This is a genomic window from Halobaculum roseum (assembly GCF_019880245.1).
GTDB lineage: Archaea > Halobacteriota > Halobacteria > Halobacteriales > Haloferacaceae > Halobaculum > Halobaculum roseum.
The window spans coordinates 1,432,942-1,457,828 of record NZ_CP082286.1 but is presented as its reverse complement, the minus strand read 5'-3'; the positions used below and the strand labels follow the sequence as shown (position 1 = coordinate 1,457,828).

Below are 24,887 nucleotides of genomic sequence, written 5' to 3'. Positions count from 1 at the left end.
TCCGGTATGAACGTGCTGTCACCGGTGATCGGCTGATGCCGGTCGTTCCGGGGTTCCTCGAACGCCTCGCCTTCCGCGCGAACCTCGCGCCGTCGGCTATCCTCGACGTGCACGGCGCGGCCTCGCTGCACGCCGTCGCCCTCGCCGACGAGCTCGGCGTGCTCGCCGCCCTCGACGGGCCGCAGTCGGTGTCGAGCCTCGCGGCCGCGCTCGCGTGTGAGGAGGACGCGCTGCGCCGGTTGCTCGACGCGCTCGTCGCGGTCGGGTACGCCGACCGTTCGGGCGACGAGTACTGGCGGACGCGGACGACCGAGCGGTGGCTCACCGAGGGCGGCGACGCGAACCTCGCGCCGTTCGCGCGCTTCTGGGTCGAGGTCGTCCTCCCGTACTGGCGCGAGCACGCCGCACGCGCCGTCCGCGAGGGCGACCCCGGCGGGTCGCTGTACGAGTGGCTCGGCGACGACGAGGCGGCGTGGGCGACGACGCAGGCCGGCTTCCGCGCGGCGGCGTCGCTGCTGGTCGACCCGGTCGCCGACGCCCTCGGCGACGTGTCCGGCGCTCGCGTCCTCGACCTCGGCGGCGGCCACGGCGCCTACGCGGTCGAACTCGCGCGCCGCGGGGCGTCGGTGACGCTGGTCGACCGCCCGCCCGCGCTGGAGCCGGCGCGCGAGGCCGCCGCCGAGGCGGGCGTCGACGTGCGGTTCGTCGGCGGCGACTACCTCACCGACGACCTGTGGCGTCGACTCGTCGATCCGGATCTCGACTCGGACTTCGATCCCGACACCGGTCCCGACGGCGCCGACGACGCGGACGCGGGCTACGATCTCGTCCTCCTGTTCAACGTCCTCCACGGTCACTCCCCGGCGGAGGCGGCGACGCTGCTCGACCGCGCCGCGGCCGCCCTCGCGCACGGCGGGAAGCTCGCGATCCTCGACCAGTTCGGGCGCGGCGGGAGATCGTCGCTCGCCGATGTCGGCGTCGCGCTGATCGATCTCACGTACCTGATCACCCTCGGCGGCGGCACACTCGACGCCGACGCGGTGAACCGCCGGCTCGGCGACGCGGGGCTGTCCGCCGTCGAGACGAGGACCTTCCGACGGGCGCCCGGCGTCAAGTTACTCCGCGTCGAGGCACCGTATCCCGACCGGAACTGAGCCGCGAGAACCGGCCGACTCGTCGGCCGCGGCCGTCGGCTCTCTCGGTTCCGATCCGGTTTCGGTTCCAGTTCCGATCCGGTTGCGGTTCCGGTTCCGGTTCCGGCTCCCGAGTCCCGGCGGTACGCTCGTCGCGCCCGATGCCACGGCTAGTGCCGAGGACGTGGCCGTAGGCGGGCGATTCTGCCGGATCTGCTTGGCAAGACTTACCACCGCCCACGGGCGAGAACCGTGCATGAGTTCGGTTCCCGAGCGCTCGGAGATCGACGAGGAGTACAAGTGGAGCATCGACTCCATCTACGCGGACGACGAGGCGTGGGAGGAGGCGTACGCGGACGTCGAGGAGCGCCTCGACGACCTCCGCGCGTACGAGGGCCGCGCGACCGAGAGCGCGGCGACGCTTCGCGAACTGCTCGACACCTACGAGGCGGTGTTCCGCGAGGTGTCGAAGGTCACCTCCTACGCGCAGCTTCGCTCGAACGAGGACACCCGCGACCAGGGGTATCAGGCGATGTCCTCGAAGGCGCAGGCGCTGTCGGCGGAGGCGTCGAGCGCGTCCAGCTACCTCGAACCCGAGCTCCAGGAGCTCGACCGGAGCGACATCCGGGACATGATCGACGAGGAGCCCGCGCTCGCGGAGTACGAGCACTTCTTCGACGACGTGCTCCGGATGAAGCCGCACACGCGCTCGGCGGAGGTCGAGGAGCTGCTCGCGGACCTGAGCGAGGTCACCGGCGCCGCGAGCGAGGCGTACTCGATGCTGTCGAACGCGGACATGACGTTCCCGACCGTCGAGGACCCCGACGGCGACGAGGTCGAGATCTCCCAGGGCAACTTCACCACCCTCCTCCAGAAGCCGGACCGCGAGTTCCGACGACGCGTCCACGAGGAGTTCTACTCGGAGTGGGAGACCGTCCGCAACACCGTCGGCACGACGCTCGCCAAGAGCGTGAAGAAGGACGTGAAGATGGCCGAGGCCCGAAACTACGACACCGCCCGCGAGGCGGCGCTCGACGGGCCGAACGTCCCGGTCGAGGTGTACGACACGCTCGTCGACACCGTCCGCGACAACCTCGACTCGCTGGGTCGCCACGCCGACCTGAAGCGGCGCGCGCTCGACGTTGACACGCTGGAGATGTGGGACCTCTACATGTCGCTGACGGGCGACGAGGGCCCCGAGATCAGCTACGAGGAGGCGAAGGAACACGTGATCGAGGCGGTCGCGCCGCTCGGCGAGGAGTACCAACAGCGCATGGCCGAGGGGCTGGAGTCGCGCTGGGTCGACGTGTACGAGAACCGCGGGAAGCGCTCGGGCGCCTACTCGGCGGGCACGTACGACACCCAGCCGTTCATCATGATGAACTACCAGGACGACGTGTCCTCGATGTACACGCTGGCCCACGAACTGGGCCACTCCATGCACTCGGAGCTGGCGAAGGAGGCCCAGCCGTGGCAGTACGCCGACTACGAGATCTTCGTCGCCGAGGTCGCCTCCACCGTCAACGAGACGCTGCTGACGAGGCACCTGCTGGAGAACGCCGAGTCCGACGAGCTTCGGGTCCACGCGCTCGACCAGTACCTCGAACGCTTCCGCTCGACCCTCTTCCGTCAGACGATGTTCGCGGCGTTCGAGCAGGCGATCCACGAGCACGACGAGGCGGGCAAGCCGCTCACGCCCGACGTGTTCGACGAACTGTACGGCGACCTGAAGGCGGAGTTCTACGGTCACGTCGACGCGACCGTCGACGAGCACATCCGCCGCGAGTGGATGCGTATTCCTCATTTCTACTACAATTTCTACGTCTACCAGTACTCGACGGGCATCTCGGCGGCCGCGGCCATCGTCGACCGGATCGAGGACGAGGGCGAGGTCGCCGCCGAGGAGTACCGCGCGGCCCTGCGCGCCGGCGGCGCCGAGTACCCGATCGACGTGCTGGAGATCGCCGGCATCGACATGACCGAGTCCGACCCCATCGAGTCGGCCATCGGCGTGTACGACGACTACCTCGACGAGGCCGAGACGCTGCTGGACCTGTAAGGCGGCGCCGAAGTCGAGCCGCTGCCGGTGCCGTACCGCGATCGCGCCGCGATTCGGTCGCCGCGGCGCCGATCCCCGGCGGAGGCGAACGCTCCCGCCACCCAAAGCCCCTTTACGGGCGGTACCTAAGCACGGGCGAGAAATGTCTCGGAGTCCGTCCCTCCCCGACCGGCCCCGGCTCGATCTGGATCCCGACATGAACGAGGCCGAGCGGCTGGAGGCGCTTCGCAAACACTTCGAGCGGATCGTCCAGGTCAACGACGAGTTGGACGACCGCCTCGACGAGGCCCAGAGCCGCCGCGCGGACCTCCGCGAGGAGGTCGACGAGCTCAAGCGCCGCAACGAGGCGCTGAAGACCGCGTCGCTGTACATCGCGACCGTCGAGGAGCTCACCGAGGACGGCGCGGTGATCAAACAGCACGGCAACAACCAGGAGGTGCTCACCGACCTCTCGCCCCAGCTGGAGGACGAGTTGGAGGCGGGCGACCGCGTCGCCATCAACGACTCCTTCAGCGTCCAGACGGTGCTCGACGACGAGACCGACGCCCGCGCGCAGGCGATGGAGGTCGACGCCGACCCGGAGGTCACCTACGACGACATCGGCGGCATCGACGAGCAGGTCCGCGAGGTACGCGAGGCCGTCGAGGACCCCCTCATCAACGCCGACGCGTTCCGCGAGGTCGGCATCACGCCGCCCAGCGGCGTCCTCCTGCACGGCCCGCCCGGCACCGGGAAGACGATGCTCGCGAAGGCCGTCGCCAACGAGACCGACGCGACGTTCATCAAGATGGCCGGCTCGGAACTGGTTCGGAAGTTCATCGGCGAGGGCGCCCGCCTCGTGCGCGACCTGTTCGATCTGGCTGGCGAGCGCGAACCCGCCGTCATCTTCATCGACGAGATCGACGCCGTCGCCGCCAAGCGCACCGACTCGAAGACCTCCGGCGACGCCGAGGTCCAGCGCACGATGATGCAGCTCCTGAGCGAGATGGACGGCTTCGACGACCGCGGCGAGGTGCGGATCATCGCGGCGACGAACCGCTTCGACATGCTCGACGACGCGATCCTCCGCCCGGGCCGGTTCGACCGCCTCATCGAGGTCCCCAAGCCCGGCCCCGAGGGCCGCGAGCGCATCCTCGAGATCCACACGGCGGACATGGCCGTCGCCGACGACGTGGACTTCGCCGACCTCGCCGCGGACCTCGACGACTACTCCGGCGCCGACATCGCCGCGCTCACCACCGAGGCGGGGATGTTCGCCATCCGCGACGAGCGGACGACCGTCCGCCGCGCCGACTTCGAGGACGCCCGCGAGAAGATCGAGACGAGCAACGAGGGCCCGGTGTTCAACGACGGCGAGTTCGGTCGCTACCAGTACTGAATCGGGCTCCGATCCGCGGTTGCGTCTGGCGGTTTTCCTTCGTCACTCCGTGTTCGGTAGTGTCGCCGGTAGCGGGCTGAAGCGTTCGGTCGCTCGGGCCGCCGAGGCGTTCGGTCGTTCGCTTCGCTCACTCCCTCACGCCTCGCTATTTTCCGGGCGGTTCGCCCGCAAGCTCACCGCCGATTGCCGAAGGCGTTCGGTCGTTCGCTTCGCTCACTCCCTCACGCCTCGCTATCGACACCCACTTTTCCGAGCGTCCGCCACCCTCGACATGGACATCCACGTCGCCGACGGCGTCGGCCGGGGACCGACCGAGCTGGCCGCCTACGACGCCGCCCTCGCCGACGCCGGCGTCGGCGACTTCAACCTCGTCACCGTCTCGTCGGTCGTCCCCGCCGACGCCGAGGTGCGCGCCGTCGACACCGCGCCGGATCTCGGTCCCGCCGGCGACCGCCTCACCGTCGTGCAGGCGCACGCGGCCGCCTCCCCCGAGGACGCCCACGAGACCGAGACCGTCACCGCCTGCCTCGGGTGGGCGACCGGCCCCGGCCCGGGGCTGTTCTACGAGGCCGACGGCAGCGACGCCGACGCGGTCCGCGAGACGGTGGCGACCGGCCTCGACGCGGGTCGCGACCTGCGCGACTGGACGTTCGAGCGCGAGGAGACGCGTTGTGCGACCGTCGAGACCGACGACTCGGCGTACGTCGCCGCGGTCGTCGTCGCCGCCTACGGCGAGAGCGAGCCGATCGCCTGATCCCCTCGGCGTCGTTCCGTCACCGCCCGTGGGACGGTCGTAGCGCCGTGGGAGTGTATTCGTCCGACAGGTCGCCGACGCCTTTTTACGCGGACCGCGCATACCATCGCCGACCCTAATGAACGGCAACAACCCCTATGCGGGGGCCCCTGGCGTCGTCGAGGCGGGCCGTCCCGAGGAGGTCGACCTGACGGCCGACCAGAAGGACGCGCTCCGGCAGGCGGTCGCCACCATCGTCACGCGAACCGAATCGTATCTCCCCGACGGCTACGCCGTCGGCTCGGAACTCTCCTACGGCGCGAACGGGCCGCAGGCCACCGTCGCGGTCCAGCCGCCGATCGGTCACGCGGTCAGCGCGGGCTTCTCGCCGGACCTGGAGGACATCGAGGCCGGCCTCGACGACGAGGACCGCGAGGAGGTCGCCCGCGGGCTCGCCGCCAGCGCGGCCGTCCAGGTCATGTCCGCCGTCGGCGACGACCTCGAACCGACCGCGCGATAGTCGCACGCGCCGCCTCCGTTCTCCGGACCGCCAGCGGGAGTACCCGCCGGTCCGTGCGTTCATCGACCGGTCGAAAGTGGACCACCCGTATCTTCCGATCCAGTCTCCTGTCTAGCGATTTCTCTGTAGGATACGATATTTTCAAAACCACCCGACGAAACGGCGAACCGGAGGATCACCGCCCGCGGCGCCGCGCTCGGCGCGTCGCCCGCGCGGTCAGGCGTCGCGGCCGCCGACGGGCGGCTCGACGAACAGGCCGTAGCCGACGAGCAGCGCCGCGAACAGCGAGCCGAGTCCCGTCCCGACCGACACGGGCAGCGCCAACCGCGCGGCCGCGACCGTGCCGCCCAGCAGGAGGGCCGGCACGGCCGCGAGCAACAGGTCGTACTTCGACGGCGATACGAGGCCGGCGGGGCCGGCCCCGGAGGGAAGATCGTCGCTGGAAGGGTCTCGGACACTCATCGACTCTCACCGTCTTAGGGGTTCTCTATCGTCCGTAAAATCTGTTACGGATGAAATAATACGAGAATTATTTTCGTAGGTGACACGTGCGGTCCTTCGGGGTGTCAAGTGACCACGAAATCACGTCGATCGAGGGAATCGACGGCGTCGCGGACGACGAACGCTCGACGGGGACGGCGAGCGCGCGCTACTTCCCCCAGAACGGGTCCGTCTTCCGGCGCTTCTCCAGGTACGCCTTCAGCGCCTCGATCTCGTCGGCGCGGATCTCCGAGGCGAGCTCCTGTTCGAGGATCTTCGCGTGCTTCTCGGGCAGCTCGATCCACAGTTCGTCGCCCTCCTCGATCTGGCGGCCGACCGTCGGGCCGTCGATGGCGACGGAGACGCGCTCGCCCGCCTGCGCGGAGTCCACGTCGTCGCCCTGGTGTTGGATGCCCGAGAGGGTGCCGACGCGGTTCGGCTCGCTGCCCTCGAACTTCGCGACCGCCCGGTTGTTCTGGACCGTTCCCGAGAGGATCTCGACGCCGACGACGGCGGGGTCGTTCTGGCGGAAGGTGTGGTCCTGGAGGATGCGGAAGCGCGCGGGCTTGGTGATCTTGTCGAGCACCGTCTCCTGTTGGGCGCGCTCCAGCTCCTCGACGTACGCCTCGTACTCCTCGACGAGCTGGTAGATCACGTCGTCGTCGAACAGGCGCACGTCGGCGTGTTCGAGCGCCTCCTCGGCGTCCGGCAGCACGTCGACGTTGAACCCGAGGATCACCTTGTGGGTGTCCTCCTTGGCGGTCTGGGCGACGGTCACGTCCCGCGGGGCGATGTCGCCGACCTCCGCGCGGAGGATCGGGATCTCGGCCTCCTCCAGGGCGTTCGCCATCGCCTCCAGGCTCCCGAGCGTGTCGGCCTTGACGACGACGCCGTCCTCGGCGGTGTCGACCTCGATCCTCGCGAGCTCCTCGCGGACCTCCCGCTTGACCGCCTCCAGCGCCGCCTCGTCGTCGCCGCGGACGACGCGGACGGGCGCGCCCGACATCGCCTCGTCCAGGTCGGGCGCGGCGATCTTGACACCCGCGGCCGCGCGGACCTCCTCGACGCGCTCGAACTGCTTCTCGGCGCGGATCTCGGCGTTGGGACGCGGCTGCAACAGCGCGCGCACCTCCGTCACGATCGGCTCGTCGCGGCCGCCGACGACGACCGTGTCGCCCTCGCGGACGACGCCGTCGTACAGGACCACGTCCAGCGTCGCGCCGAACCCCTGCTCGTCTTTCACCTCCAGCACCGTCCCGACGCCGGGGCCGGCGACGTCGACGGACATCTCCTCCTTCATGTACCGCTGGGACAGGCCCATGAGGACGGTGAGCAGGTCGGGGATCCCCTCGCCGGTCATCGCCGAGAGGGGGACGACCCCGATGTTGGACTGGAAGTCCTGTACGCGCCAGTAGAAGTCCGCCGAGAAGCCCTTGCCCGAGAGGTCGCCGATGAGCTCGTAGAGGTTCTCGTTCAGGCGGGAGCTCGCGCGATCGGACTGCGTCTCCAGCGACTGCTGGATGGGCTGGCCCTCCTGCGGGTTCCAGCCGGGCGTCGTGTCGACCTTGTTGGCGGCGACGACGAACGGCGTGCCGGTGCGTTTGAGGATGTCGATCGCCTCCTCGGTCTGCGGCTGGAAGCCGTCGTTCACGTCGACGACCAGCACCGCGATGTCGGCTAGGGCGCCGCCGCGCGAGCGCAGCGTCGAGAAGGAGTGGTGGCCGGGCGTGTCGATGAACAGCAGGCCGGGCAGGTCGAAGTCGGTCGGGTCGACGAGCGCGCCGGCCATCTCCGAGATGGTCGACAGCGGAACGGCGGTCGCGCCGATGTGCTGGGTGATCGCGCCCGCCTCGCCCTCCTGGACGGCGGAGCCGCGGATGCGGTCGAGCAGCGTCGTCTTCCCGTGGTCGACGTGGCCGAGCACCGCGACGATGGGGGTGCGCAGCGAGCCGGCGTCGAACGTCTCCTCGGTGTCGGGGTCGGAATTCGTGTCTGACATGGGTGAGATCCTCCCTGCGGCGAAGAACGGGTCTTGTCTGTACTGGACGGTCGCGTGAAGTAAGGGCTTCGACTCCGTCTACGGCGCGCCCGCGACGGCGACATCGAGTGCTCCGATTCCCGCCGCAGTCTGCGGGTTTCTCTCGGCGGACGCCGTCCGTCGGTGCGGCGTGTCCGCCCCGCGTCCGACGCCAGCGTGGCGTTTATGCCCGTCGCGTCAGTGAGCGCAGGTATGGCAGATATCCTCGCCGAGAACCTCTCGGGGAAGGCCGTCATGGGCTCGGACGGCACCGAGCTGGGCATGCTGTACAACATCACGATGGACCTGAAGACGGGGTCGCTGTCGGACCTCCTCGTCACGCCGAACGAGGAGCTCTCGCCGGCGCAGGTGCCGTTCGACCGCGACGAGTCCGGGCGCTTCCACGTCCCGGTCGCGGACGTGCAGGCCGTGAAGGACTACATCGTCGTCCGCACGTAATGGAAGTCCTCGATTCGTCCGCGTTCATCCACGGCTACGACGGCGACGACGAGACCGCCTCGATCCCCGCGGTGCAGGCCGAGCTCACCGGCGAGACCGCTCTCCGGTTCGACGCCGAGGAGGGCGCCGGGATGCACATCCACGTCCCCGGCGAGGGGGCCATCGGGCGCGTCCGCAGCGCCGCCGAGGAGACCGGCGACCTCACGGAGCTGTCAGACACGGACCTGCGCCTGCTGGCGGCGGCGTTCGAGCTCGACGCGACGCTCGTCACCGACGACTACGCCATGCAGAACGTCGCCGAGCGCATGGACGTTCGCGTCCGCGTCATCGCCCGCGAGGGCATCTCGGAGGAGCGCGACTGGCAGTTCCAGTGTACCGGCTGCGGGCGCACGTTCGACGAGAACCGCGATCGCTGTCCGATCTGCGGGAGCGACCTCTCCCGGAAGAACCCGGCGTAGCCTCGGCTCCCGGTCGCTTCCGGATCGACCTCAGATCCCGATCGCCTCCACGTACTGGATCGCGAACTGCACGGCGTTGTACGCGCCGTGTACGAAGATCGGGACGACGATGGTGTCGGTGTACTCGTACAGCGCGCCCAACCCGATCGCGAGGGTCGCCGCGACGGCGACGTAGACGAGCTTCTCGGCCGGCGTCCCCGCCCCGGCGACGTAGTGGAGCAGCCCGAACAGCAGCGACGCGCCCGCGATGGCGCCCGCCGGGCCGAGCGCGCGCCGCAGCTCCCCCTGCACGACGCCCCGAAAGAGCAGTTCCTCGCCGACGGCGACCGTGAGAAACGACAGGGGGATCATCGCGAGGAAGTACGCCGGCGGGTTGGTGAGCGCCTCGTTCGTGCTCGGGGACAGTCCCGCGGCGGCGAACGCCAGGAGGATCCCGTAGCCGGCGACGATGAGCCCGACCGCGCCGGCGACGGCGACGGCGGCGTCGCGGGGCGTCGGCCGCCGGACGCGAAGCACGTCGAGGTCGCCGGCGTACAGCAGGAACAACAGCGCCGCGGCCGCGAAGCCGGCGGCGTTGCCGACGGTGGTGAACACGGCCGTCGCCGCCGAGTCGGCGCCGAACCCGAGCGTCAGGGCCGCCCACTCGAACGCCGGCACCACGGCGCCGGCGGCGATGACGCCCGCGAACACCGCGAGCAACGCCTGACCGCCCCGGATCGCGACCGCACGGGCCTCGATCGTCCCCCCGGGCGGGCCGAGGTCGACGTTCACGTCACTCCACCTCCAGGCGCCGCTTCTCCGTGACGGCGTCGGCCTCGGGGAACTCCCCGCCGCCGAGCAGCCCCCGCGCGGCGTTCTTCCCCCACTCGACGGCGGGCTGGGTGAACGTCGAGACGCCCGCGAGTTCGCCGTACAGCACGCACGCGGCCTCCATCGCGTACAGGAGTTCGCCGAGCCCGCGTGCGTCGACGCGGTCGATCTCGATACGGACGTTCTCGCGGCCGGCGGCCGCGAGGCTCGCCTCGGTCGCGCGGAACTCCGCGTCCAGCAGCTCCCCGAGGGACGACCCGCCGAGGTACGACAGCCCCTCCAGATCGGTCTCGGGGATGTCCACGTCGTCCGCCTCGCGCGGTCGCACGAGCGTGATGAGCTTGTCCGCCGGACCCGCACGGTACAACTGGAGCTGGCTGTGCTGGTCGGTCGCGCCGAGCGCCCGCGCGGGCGTCTGTCCGCGCCCGTCCTTCCCGAGCGACTCGGCCCACAGCTGGGCGAACCACTCGGCGAACCGCTCCAGCGACTCGGCGTACGGCATCACGGCGTTCGTCGCCGCGCCGCGCTCGGCCAGCGCGTACGTCGTCGCGCCGTAGGCGTACGCGGGCGACTCGAACAGCGACCCGGCGAGGCGCTCGGCCTCGTCGGCGGCGCCCGCGAGCAGGGCGTCGAGGTCGACGCCGGCGATCTCGGCGGCGAACAGCCCGACCGTCGACAGCGCCGAGAACCGCCCCGGGACGCCCTCGGGAACCTTCAGGGCGGGGAGGTCGTGCCGGTCGGCCATCGACCGGAGGTTGCCCGCCTCGCCGGTGGTGACGACCGTCCGATCGGTCCAGTCGACGCCGGCCGACTCCATCGCCTCGCGGACGACGAGGAAGTTCGAGAGCGTCTCGGCGGTCGTCCCCGACCGGGAGACGACGTTGACGACGGTCCCGGAGAGGTCCACGTCGTCGAGGATCGCCCGAACCCACGCGGGGTCGACGTTGTCGAGGTAGCGGCAGTCGACGCCCGACCCCAGCGCGTCGGTGAGCGTCGCCGCCCCGAGCGCGCTCCCGCCGATGCCGACGGTGAGGAGGTGGTCCGGGTCGAAGCCGTCGGCGGCCCGCCGGACCGCGTCGGGGTCGCACGTCTCGGGGAGGTTCAACGCGGCGTAGCCGTGCTCGGCCTCGGCGCGTCCGCGCTCGATCCGGTCGTGGGCGTCGGCGACGCGCTCGTCGAGCGCGTCGAGGTCGCCGCGCGTGAGCCCGAGATCGCCGTCGAGGGCGTTGCCGATGTCGACGTTCATGCGGGAACCGCCGTGCGCCGCCGGCAAAACCCTGCCGTCCACGTGCGAGCGCTCGCCGGGCCCGCCCGTCGGCGGCGGTCGACGGACAGCGAACGTCGAACGGCGATCCGTGAACGACGGACGGCGGACGGGGGGCTTAACCCCGGCGCGGTCCAACGACGGGCGATGACCGACGCCGACGCCGGCTATCGGGGGGTGTTCGGGGCGTTCCCGTACGCGTTCCGCGCGACCGACTCGCTGATCTGCAAGTCGTACGTCGCCCTCGGCGGACTCGCCGCCCTGTTGCTCACGGTCCTGTTCGGGCTGGCGCTCGTGGTGCTGTTCGGCGTGACCGCCGAGGCGCGGTTCTCCGTCGTCCGCGCGTTCTACGTGCTGGTCGGGCTCGGCGCCGTCGGCCCGACCATCGCGCCCGTGCTCCTCGTCGCCCGCTCGCGGCGCCGCGGGGAGGGACGTGCGGCCGGCTACGACGCCGGTCTCGCGCTCGCGGGCTACGCCTTCCTCGCCTCGCTGTACGCGGGCGCGGCCGTCGGCGCCGAAATCACGCCCCTCCCGCCGTCGCTGGGGCTGGCGTTTCCCGCCGTCGGCTGTCTGTTGATCGCCGCCGCGCACTACCTCCGACGATAGCCGGTTCGACCGGTTCTACTCCCCGTCGCCGCCGTATCCGCGGAGCGACACGGGCAAAAGTCTCGGCCGCCTACCCCGCTTCATGACCGATCGCGACCCCGAATCCGACGGATCCGAGTTGGACGCCGTCCGCGACGCGCTGGCGGCCGCCGCCGGCGACGCCGGCCCCGCCGACACCGACGACGGCGAGAAGGACGGCACGTTCCTCGTCACCCACGCCGACGACGGCTCGGCCGTGCTCCGCGACGTCGCCTCCGGCCAGGTACACACGCTCTCGTCGAATCCCGGCGTCGCCGAGGGCGAGGCCGTCGAGGGCGTCGTCGCCCCCGACCCGCCGATGAACGTCTCCTGGCAGCTCGTCGAGGTCGAGGAGCGCCGCCACATCCCTGTCGAGGAGAGCGAGGAGCCGCCGACCCAGCACTCGCTCGATCTCGCGGCCGACCAGCCCGTCGGCGACCTCACGCGAACCGAGCGCGCGGGCACCGGCGAGATCCACGTCATCTCCGTCCCCGAGGACGACACCGACCGGGCCGTCGCCGACGTGCGCGACGACGCCGACGCCAGCCGAACCCGCGCGGCCCGCCTCGGCGTGAACCGCGTGGAGATCCGGTCGGCCCCCGGCGTCGTCGTCGTGCGCTACATGCCCTAACGCCTCGAGATCGACACTTCTCGGCCCGTTCGGATCGATATCCTCCCCGGACCGTTCCCTCGCCGCATCAGCCGATAAATCTCATACCGCGATATTCAATGTCGGCTCGGGCGGATCAGCCGTCCGGCCGTATCCGCCGGTGCGGGCGTCGCTGGCGGGATAAATCGGTAGTTTGGCTCCGGATCCGCTCCCGGCTCGCTCTCAGGCTCTGCGCGCGCCGCTCACTCGGTCGGCCCGGCGGCCGACTGCACGCGCCAGCCGCCCTCCACGTCGCCGGCGCGCTCGACCAACTCGACGACCGTCCCGTCGCCGACGCGGGTCCCGTCCTCGACGGCCTCCACGCGGAAGGTGAGATCCAGCGAGTCGCCGCAGCAGCCGATATCGACGAACTCCTCGCGCTCGTCGCCGACGCGCGGCTCGTCGAGCATCCGCCGGAGGTAGTTGCGGTAGCGGTCCGTCCGGATCTGGTCGCGGCCCCACTCGCTCAGGCCGTCCGGGAACGAGAGCACCACGCGCGCCGCGTCGTCGCTCATACCCGCGGATACGGGCCGTCGGTACATCGACCTGTCGCCGGCGTGCCCGCGCGGCGTCGGACCGGAGCCCCCGCAGCCGAACTCCGGGGTCGTCCGGCGAACGCCGGATTCGATATCGCGTAATTCACTGTATGGCGTGGGTTCGCTGTCCGGCGTGTTCACCGCCGAGGGGAATCCGACCGGCGAGGATCGCGGGGGAGGCACACCCCCGGATCGCGCGGGTTCGGCACCGTGAACGGCGGATCCCGCTGAAACGGCGGTAGCCGTGAAGAAGAAGGCTTATTCGGGGCGCGGGGGGACCGGAACCCATGGCTCGATTCGAGGTACCGGAGGTCGATTACACCCGGTACTCCAACCGGCAACTCGCCGCGATCCCGCTCGTGGTGTTGACCGTGGCCCTCCTCGTCATCGGCGGCGCGTACGCGACGACGGGCGCGCCGGTCGACCCCGGGCTCGACTTCACCGGCGGGACGGAACTCCGGGTCGCCGTCGACGCTCCGAGCGACGCACAGGCACGCGAGGACATCCGTGCGGCGTTCACCGCGACGCCCGACAGCATCCAGCGGGTCGGAACCAGCGACGTGTACATCGTCACCTTCCAGACCGAGGGAACTGAGACCGCACAGAACGAGTTCACTCGACAGCTCGAATCCGAGGCCGGCGAGGCCGGCTTCGACGTGCGCTCGATCGAGGGTGTCGGGGCAGCGTTCGGGTCGGAGACCCAACAGCGCGCGCTGATCGGCGTCGTCGCCGCGTTCGCCGGGATGGCCGCGCTCGTGTTCGCGCTGTTCCGGACGTTCGTCCCCAGCATCGCCGTCGTGATCTCGGCGTTCTCGGACATCGTCATCCCGGTCGCGCTGATGAACGCCCTCGGGATCGAACTCACCCTCGGGACGGTCGCGGCGCTGTTGATGCTCATCGGGTACTCCGTCGACTCCGACATCCTGTTGAACAACAGCGTGCTCCGGCGCTCGGGCGACTTCTACGAGTCGACCTACCGGGCGATGCGCACCGGCGTCACGATGACGCTCACCTCGATCGCGGCGATGGCCGTGATGGCGATCGTCGCGTCGTTCTTCGGCATCGGGCTGCTCGCGAGCATCGGGACTATCCTCGTGTTCGGGCTCGTCGCCGACCTGATGAACACGTACCTGCTGAACGTGTCGCTGCTTCGCTGGTACAAGTACGAGGGGGTGGCACGATGAGCGCCTGGGAGACGGCCAAGGACAACTGGCGGGTCGTCCTGCTGGTGTTCATGCTCGTGCTCTCGTCGCTGTTCCTGTTCGCGCCGGCGTTCGAGCCGTCCGGGAACCAGGGGCCGGCCGCTCAAGAGAGCGCAACGAACCTCCAGTACGGGCTTGAGCTGTCGGGCGGGTCGCGGATCCGCGCGCCCCTCGTCGGCGTCACCGCCGAGGAGGTGCAGTTCGGAGGCGACGACACCGCCGAGGTCGAACGCGAGGTCGCCGCGGAGCTGGAAACCGGCGACAGCTCCGACGTGATCGCGCGGTTCTCGACGAACACCAGCGGCACCGTCGAGCTCGTCAGCGAGAACGCGACGCAGGCGGACCTCCGGAGCGCGCTCGATGCGGCCGGCTACGAGTACGAGACCGTCCGCGACGGCGTCACCGACGAGACCCGCCAGCAGACGATCGAGGTCCTCGAATCGAAGATCAACGCCGCCGGCCTCTCCGGGGGGACGGTCCGGACGATCGGCGACGGCGACTTCGTGCTCATCGAGGTCCCCAACGACGACCTGAGCGAGGTTCGCGACCTGGTGAACTCCCGCGGGACGGTCCAGATCGCGGCGTACCATGAGGTCGAACGGAACAACACGACCGAGTACGTGAACACGACCGTCATCCGGCAGGAGGACTTCCAGACGGTCGGCACCGCTCAACAGGGCGAGCAGGGTCCCGGGCCGCACGTCCCCGTGTCGGTTCAGCAAAGCGAGGCCGAGCGCGTCCAGGATCAGTTCGTCGAGACGGGCGTCGCCGGACAGGGCGGCACCGAGTGCACCTACAGCGACGACCCACAGTCGACCGAGCCGTGTATCCTGATCATCCGCGACGGGAGCGTCGTCTCCTCGTTCGGGATGGACCCCTCGCTCGCGCAGTCGATGCGCAACGGCGAGTGGGCTCAGGACCCGCAGTTCATCCTCGTCACCGGCTCGTTCGAGCGCGCCCAGCAGGTCTCGGTCGACCTCCGCGCCGGCGCGCTCCCGGCCGGACTCGCGCTCGACGAGGGGACCGCGACCGCCATCAGCGCCGCACAGGGTGAGGACTTCAAGCGCGACTCGCTGATAATCGGGCTGCTCGCGGTGTTCACGGTCGCCGGCGTGGTGTTCTTCCGCTACGGCGACCCGAAGGTCGCCGCGCCGATGGTCGTCACCGCGTTCTCCGAGGTGGTCGTCCTCCTCGGGTTCGCGGCGTTCATCCAGTACCCGCTCGATCTGTCGGTCATCGCCGGGTTCATCGCCGTCATCGGAACGGGGGTGGACGACCTCGTGATCATCGCCGACGAGGTGATGGCCGAGGGCGACGTGAACTCCCGGCGCGTGTTCCGGTCGCGCTTCCGGAAGGCGTTCTGGGTGGTCGGCGCCGCCGCGGCGACGACGATCGTCGCGATGTCGCCGCTGGCCTCGCCGTGGCTCTCGCTTGGCGACCTCCAGGGCTTCGCCATCTTCACGATCCTCGGCGTGCTCGTCGGCGTACTCATCACCCGTCCGGCGTACGGGGACATCCTCCGCGCGCTGCTGACCGACCGCTGAACCCGTCCCGGGCCGCCCCGACCTGACCAGCCCCGACGCGGCGAACGTTTTTCTCCCGTTCGTGTGACTCGGCGCGTATGCCCTCCGAGTCAGCCGACCGGCCTGAGTCCGCGGACCCTCCCGAGGACGGCGAGCGTTTCGAGGACGACGGGGAACCGCTCACCGAGGCCGACGTCGAGCGGATCGTCCGCCGCGTCGTCCGCGAGGAACTCGACGATCGCGACGACCGCTCCGGGTCCGTGTGGACGGTCCTCGCGGGAGTGATCGCCGGCCTGTTCGTGCTGATCCCGCTGTCGGGGGTCGTCCTCGGGACGCTGGCCGACGTGGGGGTTCCGATCCCGTTGCTCGCGATCGCGGCGCTGCTCGCCGCGGCCGCGCTCGTCGCCTACGGCTGGCGACTGCCGCCGTTTCGGTGACTCCGCTCCCTGCTCTCCGAACGACGGTCCAGCCCCGGCGAGAGTTTATAAATATACACAGTGTACTGTGTGCGCATGGGGACGAAAACGATCTCCCTCGACGACGAGGCGTACGAGCGGCTGAGAGCCCACAAGCGAGAGGGCGAGAGCTTCAGCACCGTCGTCAAGCGACTCGCCGGCGAACGATCGTGGCGAGAGGTCGCCGGGATCTGGGAGGGCGAGGCGGACGAACTCGAAGCGGCGATCGAGGAAGGGCGTGAACGATCCCGCGAGCGACGTGATCGGATCGCCGACGACCTGACGGAATGATTCAGGACACGAGCTTTCTGATCGACGTACTGAACGGGGATACTGACGCGCTGGATGCCCTCGATCTCCTCGAACGGGAGAACCGCCCCGAGAAGATCGCCTCGATCACTTCGCTGGAACTGTACGAAGGGATCCACCGTTCCGACAGACCCGAGGACGAAAAACGGGAGGTGCTTCGCGTGCTCGATTCCAAACACGTGATCCCGGCCGACCACGGCGTGATGAAGCGGGCTGGGGAACTGGGCGGTACGCTCATCGCTAACGGCGACCAGATAGATCGGGAGGACTGCATCATCGCGGCGACCGCGATCCGAGAGAACGAGCCGGTTCTGACCCGAAACGTATCCCATTTCGAGCGAATTCCGAATCTCGATGCAGAAACGTACTGAGGCGACAGTACTTCCGGTGATGGGTCTAGGTTAGAACTCACCGAGCGCCGACTGCTCGTTCGCCGCGAGCACGTCGTCGCAGGTGCTCCACGACGTGCGGGCGCACTCCGGCAGGTCGCCCTCGCGGGCGACGAACTCCCGCAGGAACTCGCGGGTGTTCGGGTCCGAGGGGTAGCCGCTGCCGATCCCGTCGTAGCCGCGGTCGCGGTAGGCGGCGTCCAACTCGGCGACGACCCGGTCGCGCTCCACCTTCGCGACGACGCTCGCGGCGGCGACGACGGGGTACGACTCGTCGGCGCCGTGTTCGGCCGTCACGTCGACGGCGAGGCCCGTGGCCCCGCCGGCGGTCGTGCCCGTGCCGCCTCCGCCGGCGGCGACCGCCTCGGCGACGCGGTCGGCGAACCGCGACTCGCTCACGTCGCCGGCGTCGACGACCGCGCGGTCGCCGTCGCGTGCGACCGCGGCGAGCGCCTCCGCCTGTCCGGCGACGGTGAGCGTGTTCATGTCCGTCTCGGGGTCGTCGATGCGGTCGACCGTGACGCGGGCGACCCCGACGGCGACGCGGTCGTCGTCGCGGAGGGCGGCGTCCAGTTCCTCGCGTCGCGCCGGGGGGAGGCGCTTGGAGTCGTCCACGTCGTCGGGGATCGCCGCGGGGTCGGCGCGAACCGCCGCGGCGACCATCGGCCCCAGGACGGGCCCTTTCCCCGCCTCGTCTGCGCCGAGCATGGCTCACGGTCCGCGAGCGACGGCAAAAGCGTGCGGTTCGCGGTCGGGGCGGTCGGCAGGCTACTGCTCGTCTCCGTTCCCGTCGTCGCTGTCGTCGTCGCCGCCGGTTTCGCCGCCGTCGCCGTCGGCGCGACCGTCCTTCAGGAAGAACCCGGAGTGCTCGAACGGCTCGTCGCGCCCCTCGACCGCGAGCACGTCCAGCGCCGTCACCTCGCTGTCGACCCCGAGCAGCCCCGCGAGGCTCGGTTCGGTCCGCCCCTCGTCGCCGCTGATCAGCTCCTTGATGTAGAGGCCCCCGGCGCCGTGGACCTCGACCGTCGCGTGGCGCGGGTCCTCCAGCTCGCCCGTGACCTCGTGGGCGACGCGGGTCCGCGTCTTCGCGGCGCGCCGGTGGTCGACCCGGTTCGGCGTGTACTGCTCGATTGTCGCGCCGTCGAGGTCCGCGAGCGCGTCCGCGAGGTCGTCGGCGCTCAGGTCGGCGCCGAACTCCACCTGCGCGCGGTAGCGCTTGGTGGCGTTCAGCTCCTTCACGCGCTCGACCATCGTGTGCTCACACAGGCGCAGGCCCTCGACCTCGACTTTCCCCTCGGCGAAGGCGTTGATGTCCGCCTCCAGTCGCTCGGCGTCGACGGCGCGGCGGCGGGGCTCGTCGACCTCGATCACGAACGGGCGGCCGGTGCCGAGCATCAGCGCGTCCACGTCCTCGCGGCCCGCGCCGTGGAAGGTGGAGTCGACGCCCTCCATCACGTCCTCGACGACGGGCGCGGTGAGCTGCTCGACGCTCTCGGGGTACAGGTAGCCCGAGCCGTCGCAGGTGTCGCACGGCTCGCGTCCCTGCCGGCCGGAGCCGCGGCAGTCCGAGCAGGGCCACTCCGTCTGGGGGATGTCGCGCTCCAGCTTCCGGTAGCGGCCGTACACGTGCGCGGAGTTGACCGTCGCCTCGACGCGGTCGGCGTCCACGTCGAGCAGGAACTGGACGTGCGGGCGCTCGAAGTCGACCTCGGCCCCGGTGACCTGCCCGACGCGCTTGCCGACCTCGCGGTTGAGCTCCTTGCGGAGCGGCTCGCCCGCGTCGGGGTCCATCCCGGCGTCCTCCCGGAGCAGGCGGTCGTTCTCCTCCGCGAGCGGCGGGACGCGCGTGCCGACCTGGTAGGTGGAGAACTCGTAGTCGGCGACCGCGTCGGCGGCGCGCTCGGCGAGCTCGTCGACGCGCTCGAAGACGCCCTCGCACACCCAGCAGTCGCCCGCGGCGCCGGGTTGGAAATCGTCGTCGTCCGCGAGCGCCACGGCGACACGGAGCCCGCGGCCGCGCTCGTGGTTGCCGAGCCCGAACGAGTGCTCGGCGAAGGGGCGGCCGAGGCAGTGGTCACAGAGCGGTCCCGTCGCCAGGAGGGCGCGGGCGGTGTCGAGCACGTCGGGGGCGGGGGTCGCGTCCGTCCCATCCGTGTCGCCGCCGGCGGGTTCGTCCGTGTCGGCGTCGGCGTCGACGGCTTCGTCCGCGTCCGCGTCGGCGACGGACGCGTCCGCGGGAGCGTCGGAGTCGGTCATACCGGCCTTCGTCGCGGCGGGCGGTAGGCCCTTTCGGTCGCAGGCGACGACCCCGCCGCTACTCGCCGCTACTCGCCGGCGACGGCGGCGCCGTCGGCGCTATCGGGCGGGACCGACCGGACGGCCGTCACCGACACGTCGTTCACGCCGAACGTCTCGGCGAGCGCGTCGGCGACGGCCTCGCGGTCCTCGCCCGCGTCGCTCGCGAGCGCGACCGTGGCGTCGGCCTCGACCGTGAGGTCGTTGAGGCCGGGCTGGAGGCCGCGGATGTCGAGCGACTCGACGGCGCCGACGGCGTCGGCGCGGGCGAGCTTCGTTTCGGCACCCTCGGCGAGGTCGCCGGGTGCGGCTCTGGACACTGCGATGGTCATGCTGGCGTCGGCCAGTCGATGTCGGTGGACCGACATAGACTCCCTGCGCGGCTCGAACGCGACTGCGGGCCTTCCCGGGGAGCGGGTCGGCCGCGCGAGCCGGCTGACGGAGTCACGGGATCGTGAACGGTAGGTGGAAAACGGCGTCCGCCTCCGCTCGGGTCGACCCCGAGACACGTCGCCGGATCACGCGGCGATGGAGACGGACGGTCCGTACGCGGAGGCGATATTCCCCGCGGCCGCACCCACGCCGGTCCCGGTCGCGTTCGCCTTCGGCGCGGCGAACGCGGCACGGACGGCGGCGGGAGCGGCGGGGGCGCCGGCGACCGACCACCCGTCCCCGTCGCTACCGAGCGGCGAGCGGGGTGTGAGGGCGGTGTGGTCGGTCATCGGGAGCCTCCGTGGTTCGTCGTATCTTCGCCGATGTGGGCGCAATTCTTAATTCTTCCTGATCAATGACACGCGTTGGCAAGGTCCGTCGGGGACCGCGATTCCGGCGGAACGTTTATGATTAACACTCCGTTGAAGGTAATCGGAATGCCGGCACGTACGCAGCGAGGGTTCGAGCGTTTTCGAACCCGGTCGCCCACCCCAACCCTCGGGGGTACAACACGGTCGAACACGGCTGCTTTGATCCCGGAGACGGGTGTGACGCGAGCGATTCAGTGACGACTACGAAGCGGGAACGCGAACGCGAGCGCTCGGCGGAACGCGACCTCGACACGATCGATCCCGACGAGGTGGACGAGGAGGAGCTCGTTCGCACGGACGACGGCGAGCTGATGCACGAGCCGACGGGACTGATCGTCGAGGAGGACACCGTCGACCGCGGCCCCGAGTGGCGGGCGTTCAACGCCGCCGAGCGCGACCGCAAGAGCCGCGTCGGCTCGCCGATGACCCGGACGATACACGACAAGGGCCTCACCACCAGCATCGACTGGCGCAACCGCGACGCGAGCGGTCGCCAGCTGTCGGCGGAGAAGCGCTCGCGGATGGAGCGACTCCGCACGTGGCAGGAGCGTATCCGCACGCAGGACGCCGGCGAGCGCAACCTCCAGTTCGCGCTCTCGGAGGTCGAGCGGATGTCCTCCGCGCAGGGCGTCCCGAAGTCGGTCCGGGAGATCGCCTCGATGATCTACCGCCGCGCGCTGCAGGAGGACCTCATCCGCGGGCGGTCGATCGAGGCGATGGCGACGGCGAGCCTCTATGCCGCCTGTCGCCAGGAGGGGATCCCCCGCTCGCTCGACAACTTCGTCGGCGTCGCGCGCGTCGAACGGCGCGAGATCGCGAGGGCCTACCGGTACATCTCCGGGGAACTCCGCCTCGCGCTGAAGCCGGTGGACCCCGCCGAGCACGTCCCGCGGTTCTGCTCGGAGCTGGGGCTGCCGGAGGAGGTGAAGCGCCGCGCCACGCGCATCGTCGACGAGACGACCGTGCAGGGACTGCACGCCGGGAAGTCGCCGACGGGCTTCGCCGCGGCGGCGATCTACCTCGCGTCGATGCTGTCGGACGAGAAGCGAACCCAGTCGGAGGTCGCGGACGTGGCCGACGTGACCGTCGTCACGGTCAGAAACCGGTACAAGGAGCAGATGAACGCCGTCGACCTCGGCGCGCTCTGACCTCGGGGTTTCAACCCTGATTCCCGGGCGGATCCGCTTTTCACACCGTGGCGTGTCGACTCGGGAGACACGAATGGTACTCGACGCGCAGTACGAAACGCTCGCGTCCGGCGGCTCGACGGACAGGCGACTCGCGGTGATCCGTCGCGACGGCGGGACGCCGCTCGATTCGATGCTCGGACGACTGTTCGAGGACCAGCCGGTATCGATCGCCACGAGCGACGGGAGCGGGCCGGCGGGAGCGACCGGCGAGGACGACGTGGCGGTGCTGGTCGAGGACGGCGAGGTGGTGGCGACCTCGCCGCTCGCGGCGCTGGAGCGGGCGATCCTCTTGGTGAACTCCGACCTCTACACGACGGGGACCATCGGTCTGGCCGACGCCGACCTCCCCGCGGTGTTGACCGGCCTGGCGGACGTGCCGTTTCGCCTCCGCGGCTACCCGCTGGCGCACAAGGAGAAGCTCCTGCTCATCGCCATCAGCAGACAGATCGAGCTACGGGCTCGTCGCGCCGACGGCGGGGAACTCCACTCGTCGTTCCAGCGGCTCTCCCGCATCGACGACGAGGTGGGAACCCGGCGCACCTACGAGCGGCTCGCAGACTCGGGCGTGGACGTGCACGTCTACGGCGAACCGGACTGGGATCCCGAGACCGAACTCGACGTGACGGCCCACGGCGGCTACGGCGACGGCTACAGCGACTCGTGGTTCGTGGTGTTCGACCCGCCCGCCGAGGCGACGGGGGCGCACTCGTCGCCGGCCGGCCTGCTCGCGCTGGAGGACGACCCCCGGATCTGGCGCGGGATCTGGACGTATCGGCCCGACGCCGTCGCCGAGCTCGCGGCCACCATCCGCCGGGAGCTGTAGCCGCCCGGCCGAACCCACCGTTTCGAACCGAAACGCTTTCCGAGCGGTTCGCCAACCGCGTGCCAATGACCGACGCAGACGCGGACGGGCTCGTCGTCCGGGGCGGGACCGTGCACACGCAGACCGACCGGGGAACGATCGAGGGCGATGTCCTCGTCGTCGACGGCGAGATCGCGGCCGTCGGCGACGTGGAGGCGCCGGCCGGGGCGACCGAGATCGACGCGACGGGGCTGGAGGTCACGCCCGGACTGATCGACGCCCACAGCCACGCGGGAATGGCCGAGTGGGGCGAACCGGAGGACGGCGACTTCAACGAGGGGACGAGCGCGACGACGCCGCACGTCAACGCGCTCGACGGCTTCCACCCGCGCGACGAGGAGCTGAAGGGGGCGTTCCAGAACGGCGTCACGACCGTCTCCGCCCGGATGGGCTCGGGCAACGTCATCGGCGGGATCATCTGCTCGATGAAGACGTACGGCACGGTCGCCGACCGGATGTTCATCAGGGAGGACGGCATGAAGGCCGCGATGGGCGAGAACCCCAAGCGCTTCCACGGAGAGCGCGAGGGCCGCCAGCCGTCGACGCGCCCGGGCGTCGCCGCCACCCTCCGCGAGGAGCTCATGGCGACCGAGGACTACGTCGAGGCCCGCGAGCACGCCCGCGAGAACGGCGAGCCGTTCGAACGCGACCTCGGCCGCGAGAACCTCGCTCGCGTGCTGGAGGGCGACCTGCCGCTGCGCGTCCACGCGCACCGCTCGGACGACATCATGACGGTGTTCCGCATCGCCGAGGAGTTCGGCATCGACGCGCTCTCGATCGAACACGCCACCGAGGGCCACGTCGTCGCCGAGGAGTTCGCCGAGCGCGACGTGCCCGCGATCGTCGGCCCGTCGCTGTATTCGGGCGCGAAGTACGAGCTCCGCAACATCACCTTCGAGACGCCCGGGATCCTCCACGAGGCGGGCGTCACCGTCGCGATCCAGACCGACGCGCCGGTGCTCCCCCAGCAGCACCTCGACGTGTGCGTCGGCCTCGCGGTCCGCGAGGGGTTCCCGGAGGAGGCGGCGCTGGACGCCGTGACGACGAACCCCGCCGACATCCTCGGGATCGGCGACCGCGTCGGCGACCTCGCCGAGGGAACCGACGCCGACTTGGTCGTGTGGGACGGCCCGTTCCACGAGATGGACACCCGCAGCCGGTACGTCGTCGTCGACGGCGAGGTCGTGTTCGACCGCGAGCGCGACGACGTGGACCCGCGCGAGGAGTACGCGTGGTGAGCGCGGTCGACCGACGGGAGCCCTCGTCACGCGACCACGTCGGCGCCGACAGCCGACCGCGGTAGCGACGGACGACCGACGCGAGCGCCCGGGGCCGTCCCGGTCCCGCTCGCTCCGTTCGTTCAGGATTGCGACCACGTACCGATCACCGACTGCCACGTTCACCCCCGAGTTCGACTGGAACCCGCCAGACGTGACCGACACGCAAGACACGACCGACGGCCCGGACGACGCGCCAGCATACTCCGAGCAGCAGGTGCGGACGGTCGTGCTCAGCCTCGTCGCCGGCGTCTTCTTCGGCGGGATGGGCGGCGGCGTCGCGTTCCCGACCATTCCGGCGCTGGGGTCGGTCCTCGGTATCACGCCGCTGCTCGTCGGCTTGATCCTCTCGATCAACCGGTTCACGCGGCTGGTGATGTCGACGCCGGCGGGGAGCATCCTCGACCGCATGGGAACGCGCCGGCCGATGATCGCGGGCTTTCTCGTGCAGGGGCTCGTCCCGTTCGGCTACCTCGTCGGGCTGAACCCGCCGTTCGGGCTGCCGTCGTCGGCCGTCTTCCTGGCGTCGCGTGCGGCGTGGGGGATCGGCTCGGCGTTCGTGTTCGTCGGCGCGTTCTCCACGGTGACGCACGTGACGACCTCGGCGAACCGGGGCCGCTGGGTCGGCTACATGCGCGGCGGGCAGAGCCTCGGCTTCCCGACGGGGCTAATCCTCGGCGGCGTCGTCACGGAGCTGTACGGCTACGGCGAGGCGTTCGCCGTCGCCGGCGTCGCGGGGCTGTTCGCGGCGGCGGTCGCCTACCGCGTGCTCCCGGACGTCTCGCCGGAGGTCGGCGAGAAGAGCCGCCTGCGCGACGTGCCGGCGCTCGTGCGCGCGGACCCGAGGATCGGCGCCGTCGGCGCGGTCAACTTCACGATCCGGTTCCTCTATGCGGGCGTCCTGCTCTCGACGGTCGTGTTGTACACCGAGGCCAACGACATCTCGCTGGGCGGGTTCGCCGGCGCCGGCACGAGCGGCCTCGTGATGGCGGTGTCGGTCGTCGCGCTGGCGGGGGCGAACCTCGCGGTCGGCCGCCTCTCCGACAGCATGGGCCGGCTCACGACCGTCGTCCCCGGGCTCGCCCTGTTCGGCTCGGGCTTCGCGCTCACGGCGCTGGTGCCGACCGCGCCGGGCGTGCTTGCGGGCGTCGGCCTCGTCGGCGCGGGCGCCGGGCTGACCGGCCCGCCGCTGCTCGCGTACCTCGGCGACATCGCCCCCGGAGGCGACGTGGGCAAGCTCGGCGGCGTCTACAACGTCTTCGGCGACCTGGGCTCGACGCTCGGCCCGCTGGTGGCGCTCCCGCTGGCGGCCGAGATCGGCCTCTCCGGCGAGTATCTCGCGTGCGTCGGGCTCGTCGTCGTCGCGGGGGTCATCGCCGCGACGACGCTGCGGGACGACTCGGCGACCGACGCGGCGGCGGTGCCGGGGGACGACTGAGGCGAGGTCGAGCGAGCGCGTCGC

27 protein-coding genes are annotated in these 24,887 nt (G+C 70.7%); 18 read left to right on the top strand and 9 right to left on the bottom strand.

What is annotated here, in order from left to right; genetic code table 11:
- Window positions 1-35 precede the first annotated feature (35 nt).
- From K6T36_RS07405 to K6T36_RS07385, 5 genes are all read left to right on the top strand, one after another.
- Window positions 36-1,154 (top strand): methyltransferase, encoded by a 1,119-nt coding sequence (locus K6T36_RS07405; protein WP_222923281.1) that lies wholly within the window; start codon window positions 36-38, stop codon window positions 1,152-1,154.
- Window positions 1,155-1,389: 235 nt separating this feature from the next.
- Entirely contained in the window at window positions 1,390-3,192 is a 1,803-nt protein-coding gene (pepF, locus tag K6T36_RS07400) for an oligoendopeptidase F (RefSeq protein WP_222923280.1), read from the top strand.
- Between the two features lie 142 nt (window positions 3,193-3,334).
- Window positions 3,335-4,570, top strand: coding sequence for a proteasome-activating nucleotidase Pan2 (gene pan2, locus K6T36_RS07395; RefSeq protein WP_222923279.1), 1,236 nt, complete (start codon window positions 3,335-3,337; stop codon window positions 4,568-4,570).
- 271 nt (window positions 4,571-4,841) lie between these two features.
- Window positions 4,842-5,324, top strand: coding sequence for a pyruvoyl-dependent arginine decarboxylase (locus tag K6T36_RS07390; RefSeq protein ID WP_222923278.1), 483 nt, complete (start codon window positions 4,842-4,844; stop codon window positions 5,322-5,324).
- Between the two features lie 118 nt (window positions 5,325-5,442).
- On the top strand, window positions 5,443-5,823 hold the full coding sequence (locus K6T36_RS07385) for a DUF5811 family protein (protein WP_222606032.1): 381 nt from the start codon (window positions 5,443-5,445) through the stop codon (window positions 5,821-5,823).
- 216 nt (window positions 5,824-6,039) lie between these two features.
- Here K6T36_RS07385 and K6T36_RS07380 read toward each other — a convergent pair whose 3' ends face one another.
- Together K6T36_RS07380 and infB are read right to left on the bottom strand one after the other, a co-directional pair.
- Window positions 6,040-6,285, bottom strand: a complete 246-nt coding sequence (locus K6T36_RS07380; protein WP_222923277.1) for a DUF8015 family protein — start codon at window positions 6,283-6,285, stop codon at window positions 6,040-6,042.
- A 187-nt stretch (window positions 6,286-6,472) separates the two neighbouring features.
- The gene (infB, locus tag K6T36_RS07375; protein ID WP_222923276.1) at window positions 6,473-8,302 is read right to left on the bottom strand and encodes a translation initiation factor IF-2; all 1,830 of its coding nucleotides are present in this window, start codon (window positions 8,300-8,302) and stop codon (window positions 6,473-6,475) included.
- Between the two features lie 231 nt (window positions 8,303-8,533).
- Here infB and K6T36_RS07370 point away from each other — a divergent pair, with 231 nt between their 5' ends.
- Both K6T36_RS07370 and K6T36_RS07365 read left to right on the top strand, forming a co-directional pair.
- Window positions 8,534-8,779, top strand: a complete 246-nt coding sequence (locus K6T36_RS07370; protein ID WP_073307159.1) for a PRC-barrel domain-containing protein — start codon at window positions 8,534-8,536, stop codon at window positions 8,777-8,779.
- Window positions 8,779-9,237, top strand: coding sequence for an NOB1 family endonuclease (locus K6T36_RS07365; RefSeq protein WP_222923275.1), 459 nt, complete (start codon window positions 8,779-8,781; stop codon window positions 9,235-9,237). The genes K6T36_RS07370 and K6T36_RS07365 overlap by 1 nt, the downstream gene beginning before the upstream one ends.
- Window positions 9,238-9,267: 30 nt before the next feature.
- Here the strand turns inward: K6T36_RS07365 and K6T36_RS07360 are convergent, their stop codons facing one another.
- Window positions 9,268-10,008 carry a CPBP family intramembrane glutamic endopeptidase gene (locus K6T36_RS07360; RefSeq protein ID WP_222923274.1) on the bottom strand — a complete coding sequence of 247 codons (741 nt, stop codon included), beginning with the start codon at window positions 10,006-10,008 and terminating at the stop codon, window positions 9,268-9,270.
- Window position 10,009: 1 nt separating this feature from the next.
- On the bottom strand, window positions 10,010-11,293 hold the full coding sequence (locus K6T36_RS07355) for a glucose-6-phosphate isomerase (RefSeq protein ID WP_222923273.1): 1,284 nt from the start codon (window positions 11,291-11,293) through the stop codon (window positions 10,010-10,012).
- Window positions 11,294-11,458: 165 nt separating this feature from the next.
- Here K6T36_RS07355 and K6T36_RS07350 point away from each other — a divergent pair, with 165 nt between their 5' ends.
- Together K6T36_RS07350 and K6T36_RS07345 are read left to right on the top strand one after the other, a co-directional pair.
- A complete protein-coding gene (locus K6T36_RS07350; RefSeq protein WP_222606026.1) occupies window positions 11,459-11,917 on the top strand; it encodes a DUF8056 family protein in 459 nt (152 codons plus the stop codon).
- A gap of 82 nt (window positions 11,918-11,999) precedes the next feature.
- Complete coding sequence (locus tag K6T36_RS07345; RefSeq protein ID WP_222923272.1) at window positions 12,000-12,566, top strand: DUF5812 family protein; 567 nt, start codon at window positions 12,000-12,002, stop codon at window positions 12,564-12,566.
- 221 nt (window positions 12,567-12,787) lie between these two features.
- Here the strand turns inward: K6T36_RS07345 and K6T36_RS07340 are convergent, their stop codons facing one another.
- Entirely contained in the window at window positions 12,788-13,099 is a 312-nt protein-coding gene (locus K6T36_RS07340) for a DUF7968 family protein (RefSeq protein ID WP_222923271.1), read from the bottom strand.
- A gap of 308 nt (window positions 13,100-13,407) precedes the next feature.
- Between K6T36_RS07340 and secF the strand changes: the two genes are divergently transcribed.
- The 5 genes from secF (at window position 13,408) to K6T36_RS07315 (ending at window position 16,980) form a co-directional block, all read left to right on the top strand.
- On the top strand, window positions 13,408-14,304 hold the full coding sequence (gene secF, locus K6T36_RS07335; protein ID WP_222923270.1) for a protein translocase subunit SecF: 897 nt from the start codon (window positions 13,408-13,410) through the stop codon (window positions 14,302-14,304).
- Window positions 14,301-15,866, top strand: coding sequence for a preprotein translocase subunit SecD (locus K6T36_RS07330; protein ID WP_222923269.1), 1,566 nt, complete (start codon window positions 14,301-14,303; stop codon window positions 15,864-15,866). The genes secF and K6T36_RS07330 overlap by 4 nt, the downstream gene beginning before the upstream one ends.
- 77 nt (window positions 15,867-15,943) lie before the next feature.
- Window positions 15,944-16,282, top strand: a complete 339-nt coding sequence (locus tag K6T36_RS07325) for a hypothetical protein (RefSeq protein ID WP_222923268.1) — start codon at window positions 15,944-15,946, stop codon at window positions 16,280-16,282.
- 75 nt (window positions 16,283-16,357) lie between these two features.
- The gene (locus K6T36_RS07320; protein ID WP_222923267.1) at window positions 16,358-16,591 is read left to right on the top strand and encodes an antitoxin VapB family protein; all 234 of its coding nucleotides are present in this window, start codon (window positions 16,358-16,360) and stop codon (window positions 16,589-16,591) included.
- Entirely contained in the window at window positions 16,588-16,980 is a 393-nt protein-coding gene (locus tag K6T36_RS07315) for a type II toxin-antitoxin system VapC family toxin (RefSeq protein WP_222923266.1), read from the top strand. Before K6T36_RS07320 ends, K6T36_RS07315 begins: the two co-directional genes overlap by 4 nt.
- A gap of 30 nt (window positions 16,981-17,010) precedes the next feature.
- Here K6T36_RS07315 and rnhB read toward each other — a convergent pair whose 3' ends face one another.
- The 4 genes from rnhB to K6T36_RS07295 form a co-directional block, all read right to left on the bottom strand.
- A complete protein-coding gene (gene rnhB / locus K6T36_RS07310) occupies window positions 17,011-17,706 on the bottom strand; it encodes a ribonuclease HII (protein WP_222923265.1) in 696 nt (231 codons plus the stop codon).
- Between the two features lie 60 nt (window positions 17,707-17,766).
- A complete protein-coding gene (locus K6T36_RS07305) occupies window positions 17,767-19,254 on the bottom strand; it encodes a tRNA pseudouridine(54/55) synthase Pus10 (protein WP_222923264.1) in 1,488 nt (495 codons plus the stop codon).
- Between the two features lie 68 nt (window positions 19,255-19,322).
- On the bottom strand, window positions 19,323-19,625 hold the full coding sequence (locus K6T36_RS07300) for a hypothetical protein (protein WP_225935202.1): 303 nt from the start codon (window positions 19,623-19,625) through the stop codon (window positions 19,323-19,325).
- A 186-nt stretch (window positions 19,626-19,811) separates the two neighbouring features.
- Window positions 19,812-20,015 carry a hypothetical protein gene (locus K6T36_RS07295; RefSeq protein WP_222923263.1) on the bottom strand — a complete coding sequence of 68 codons (204 nt, stop codon included), beginning with the start codon at window positions 20,013-20,015 and terminating at the stop codon, window positions 19,812-19,814.
- Between the two features lie 275 nt (window positions 20,016-20,290).
- Between K6T36_RS07295 and K6T36_RS07290 the strand changes: the two genes are divergently transcribed.
- From K6T36_RS07290 to K6T36_RS07275, 4 genes are all read left to right on the top strand, one after another.
- Entirely contained in the window at window positions 20,291-21,244 is a 954-nt protein-coding gene (locus K6T36_RS07290) for a transcription initiation factor IIB (RefSeq protein ID WP_225935201.1), read from the top strand.
- A 73-nt stretch (window positions 21,245-21,317) separates the two neighbouring features.
- Window positions 21,318-22,109 carry a histidine kinase gene (locus K6T36_RS07285; protein WP_222923262.1) on the top strand — a complete coding sequence of 264 codons (792 nt, stop codon included), beginning with the start codon at window positions 21,318-21,320 and terminating at the stop codon, window positions 22,107-22,109.
- A 65-nt stretch (window positions 22,110-22,174) separates the two neighbouring features.
- Complete coding sequence (locus tag K6T36_RS07280; protein ID WP_222923261.1) at window positions 22,175-23,386, top strand: amidohydrolase family protein; 1,212 nt, start codon at window positions 22,175-22,177, stop codon at window positions 23,384-23,386.
- 193 nt (window positions 23,387-23,579) lie between these two features.
- The gene (locus tag K6T36_RS07275) at window positions 23,580-24,863 is read left to right on the top strand and encodes an MFS transporter (protein ID WP_225935200.1); all 1,284 of its coding nucleotides are present in this window, start codon (window positions 23,580-23,582) and stop codon (window positions 24,861-24,863) included.
- Window positions 24,864-24,887: the final 24 nt, after the last annotated feature.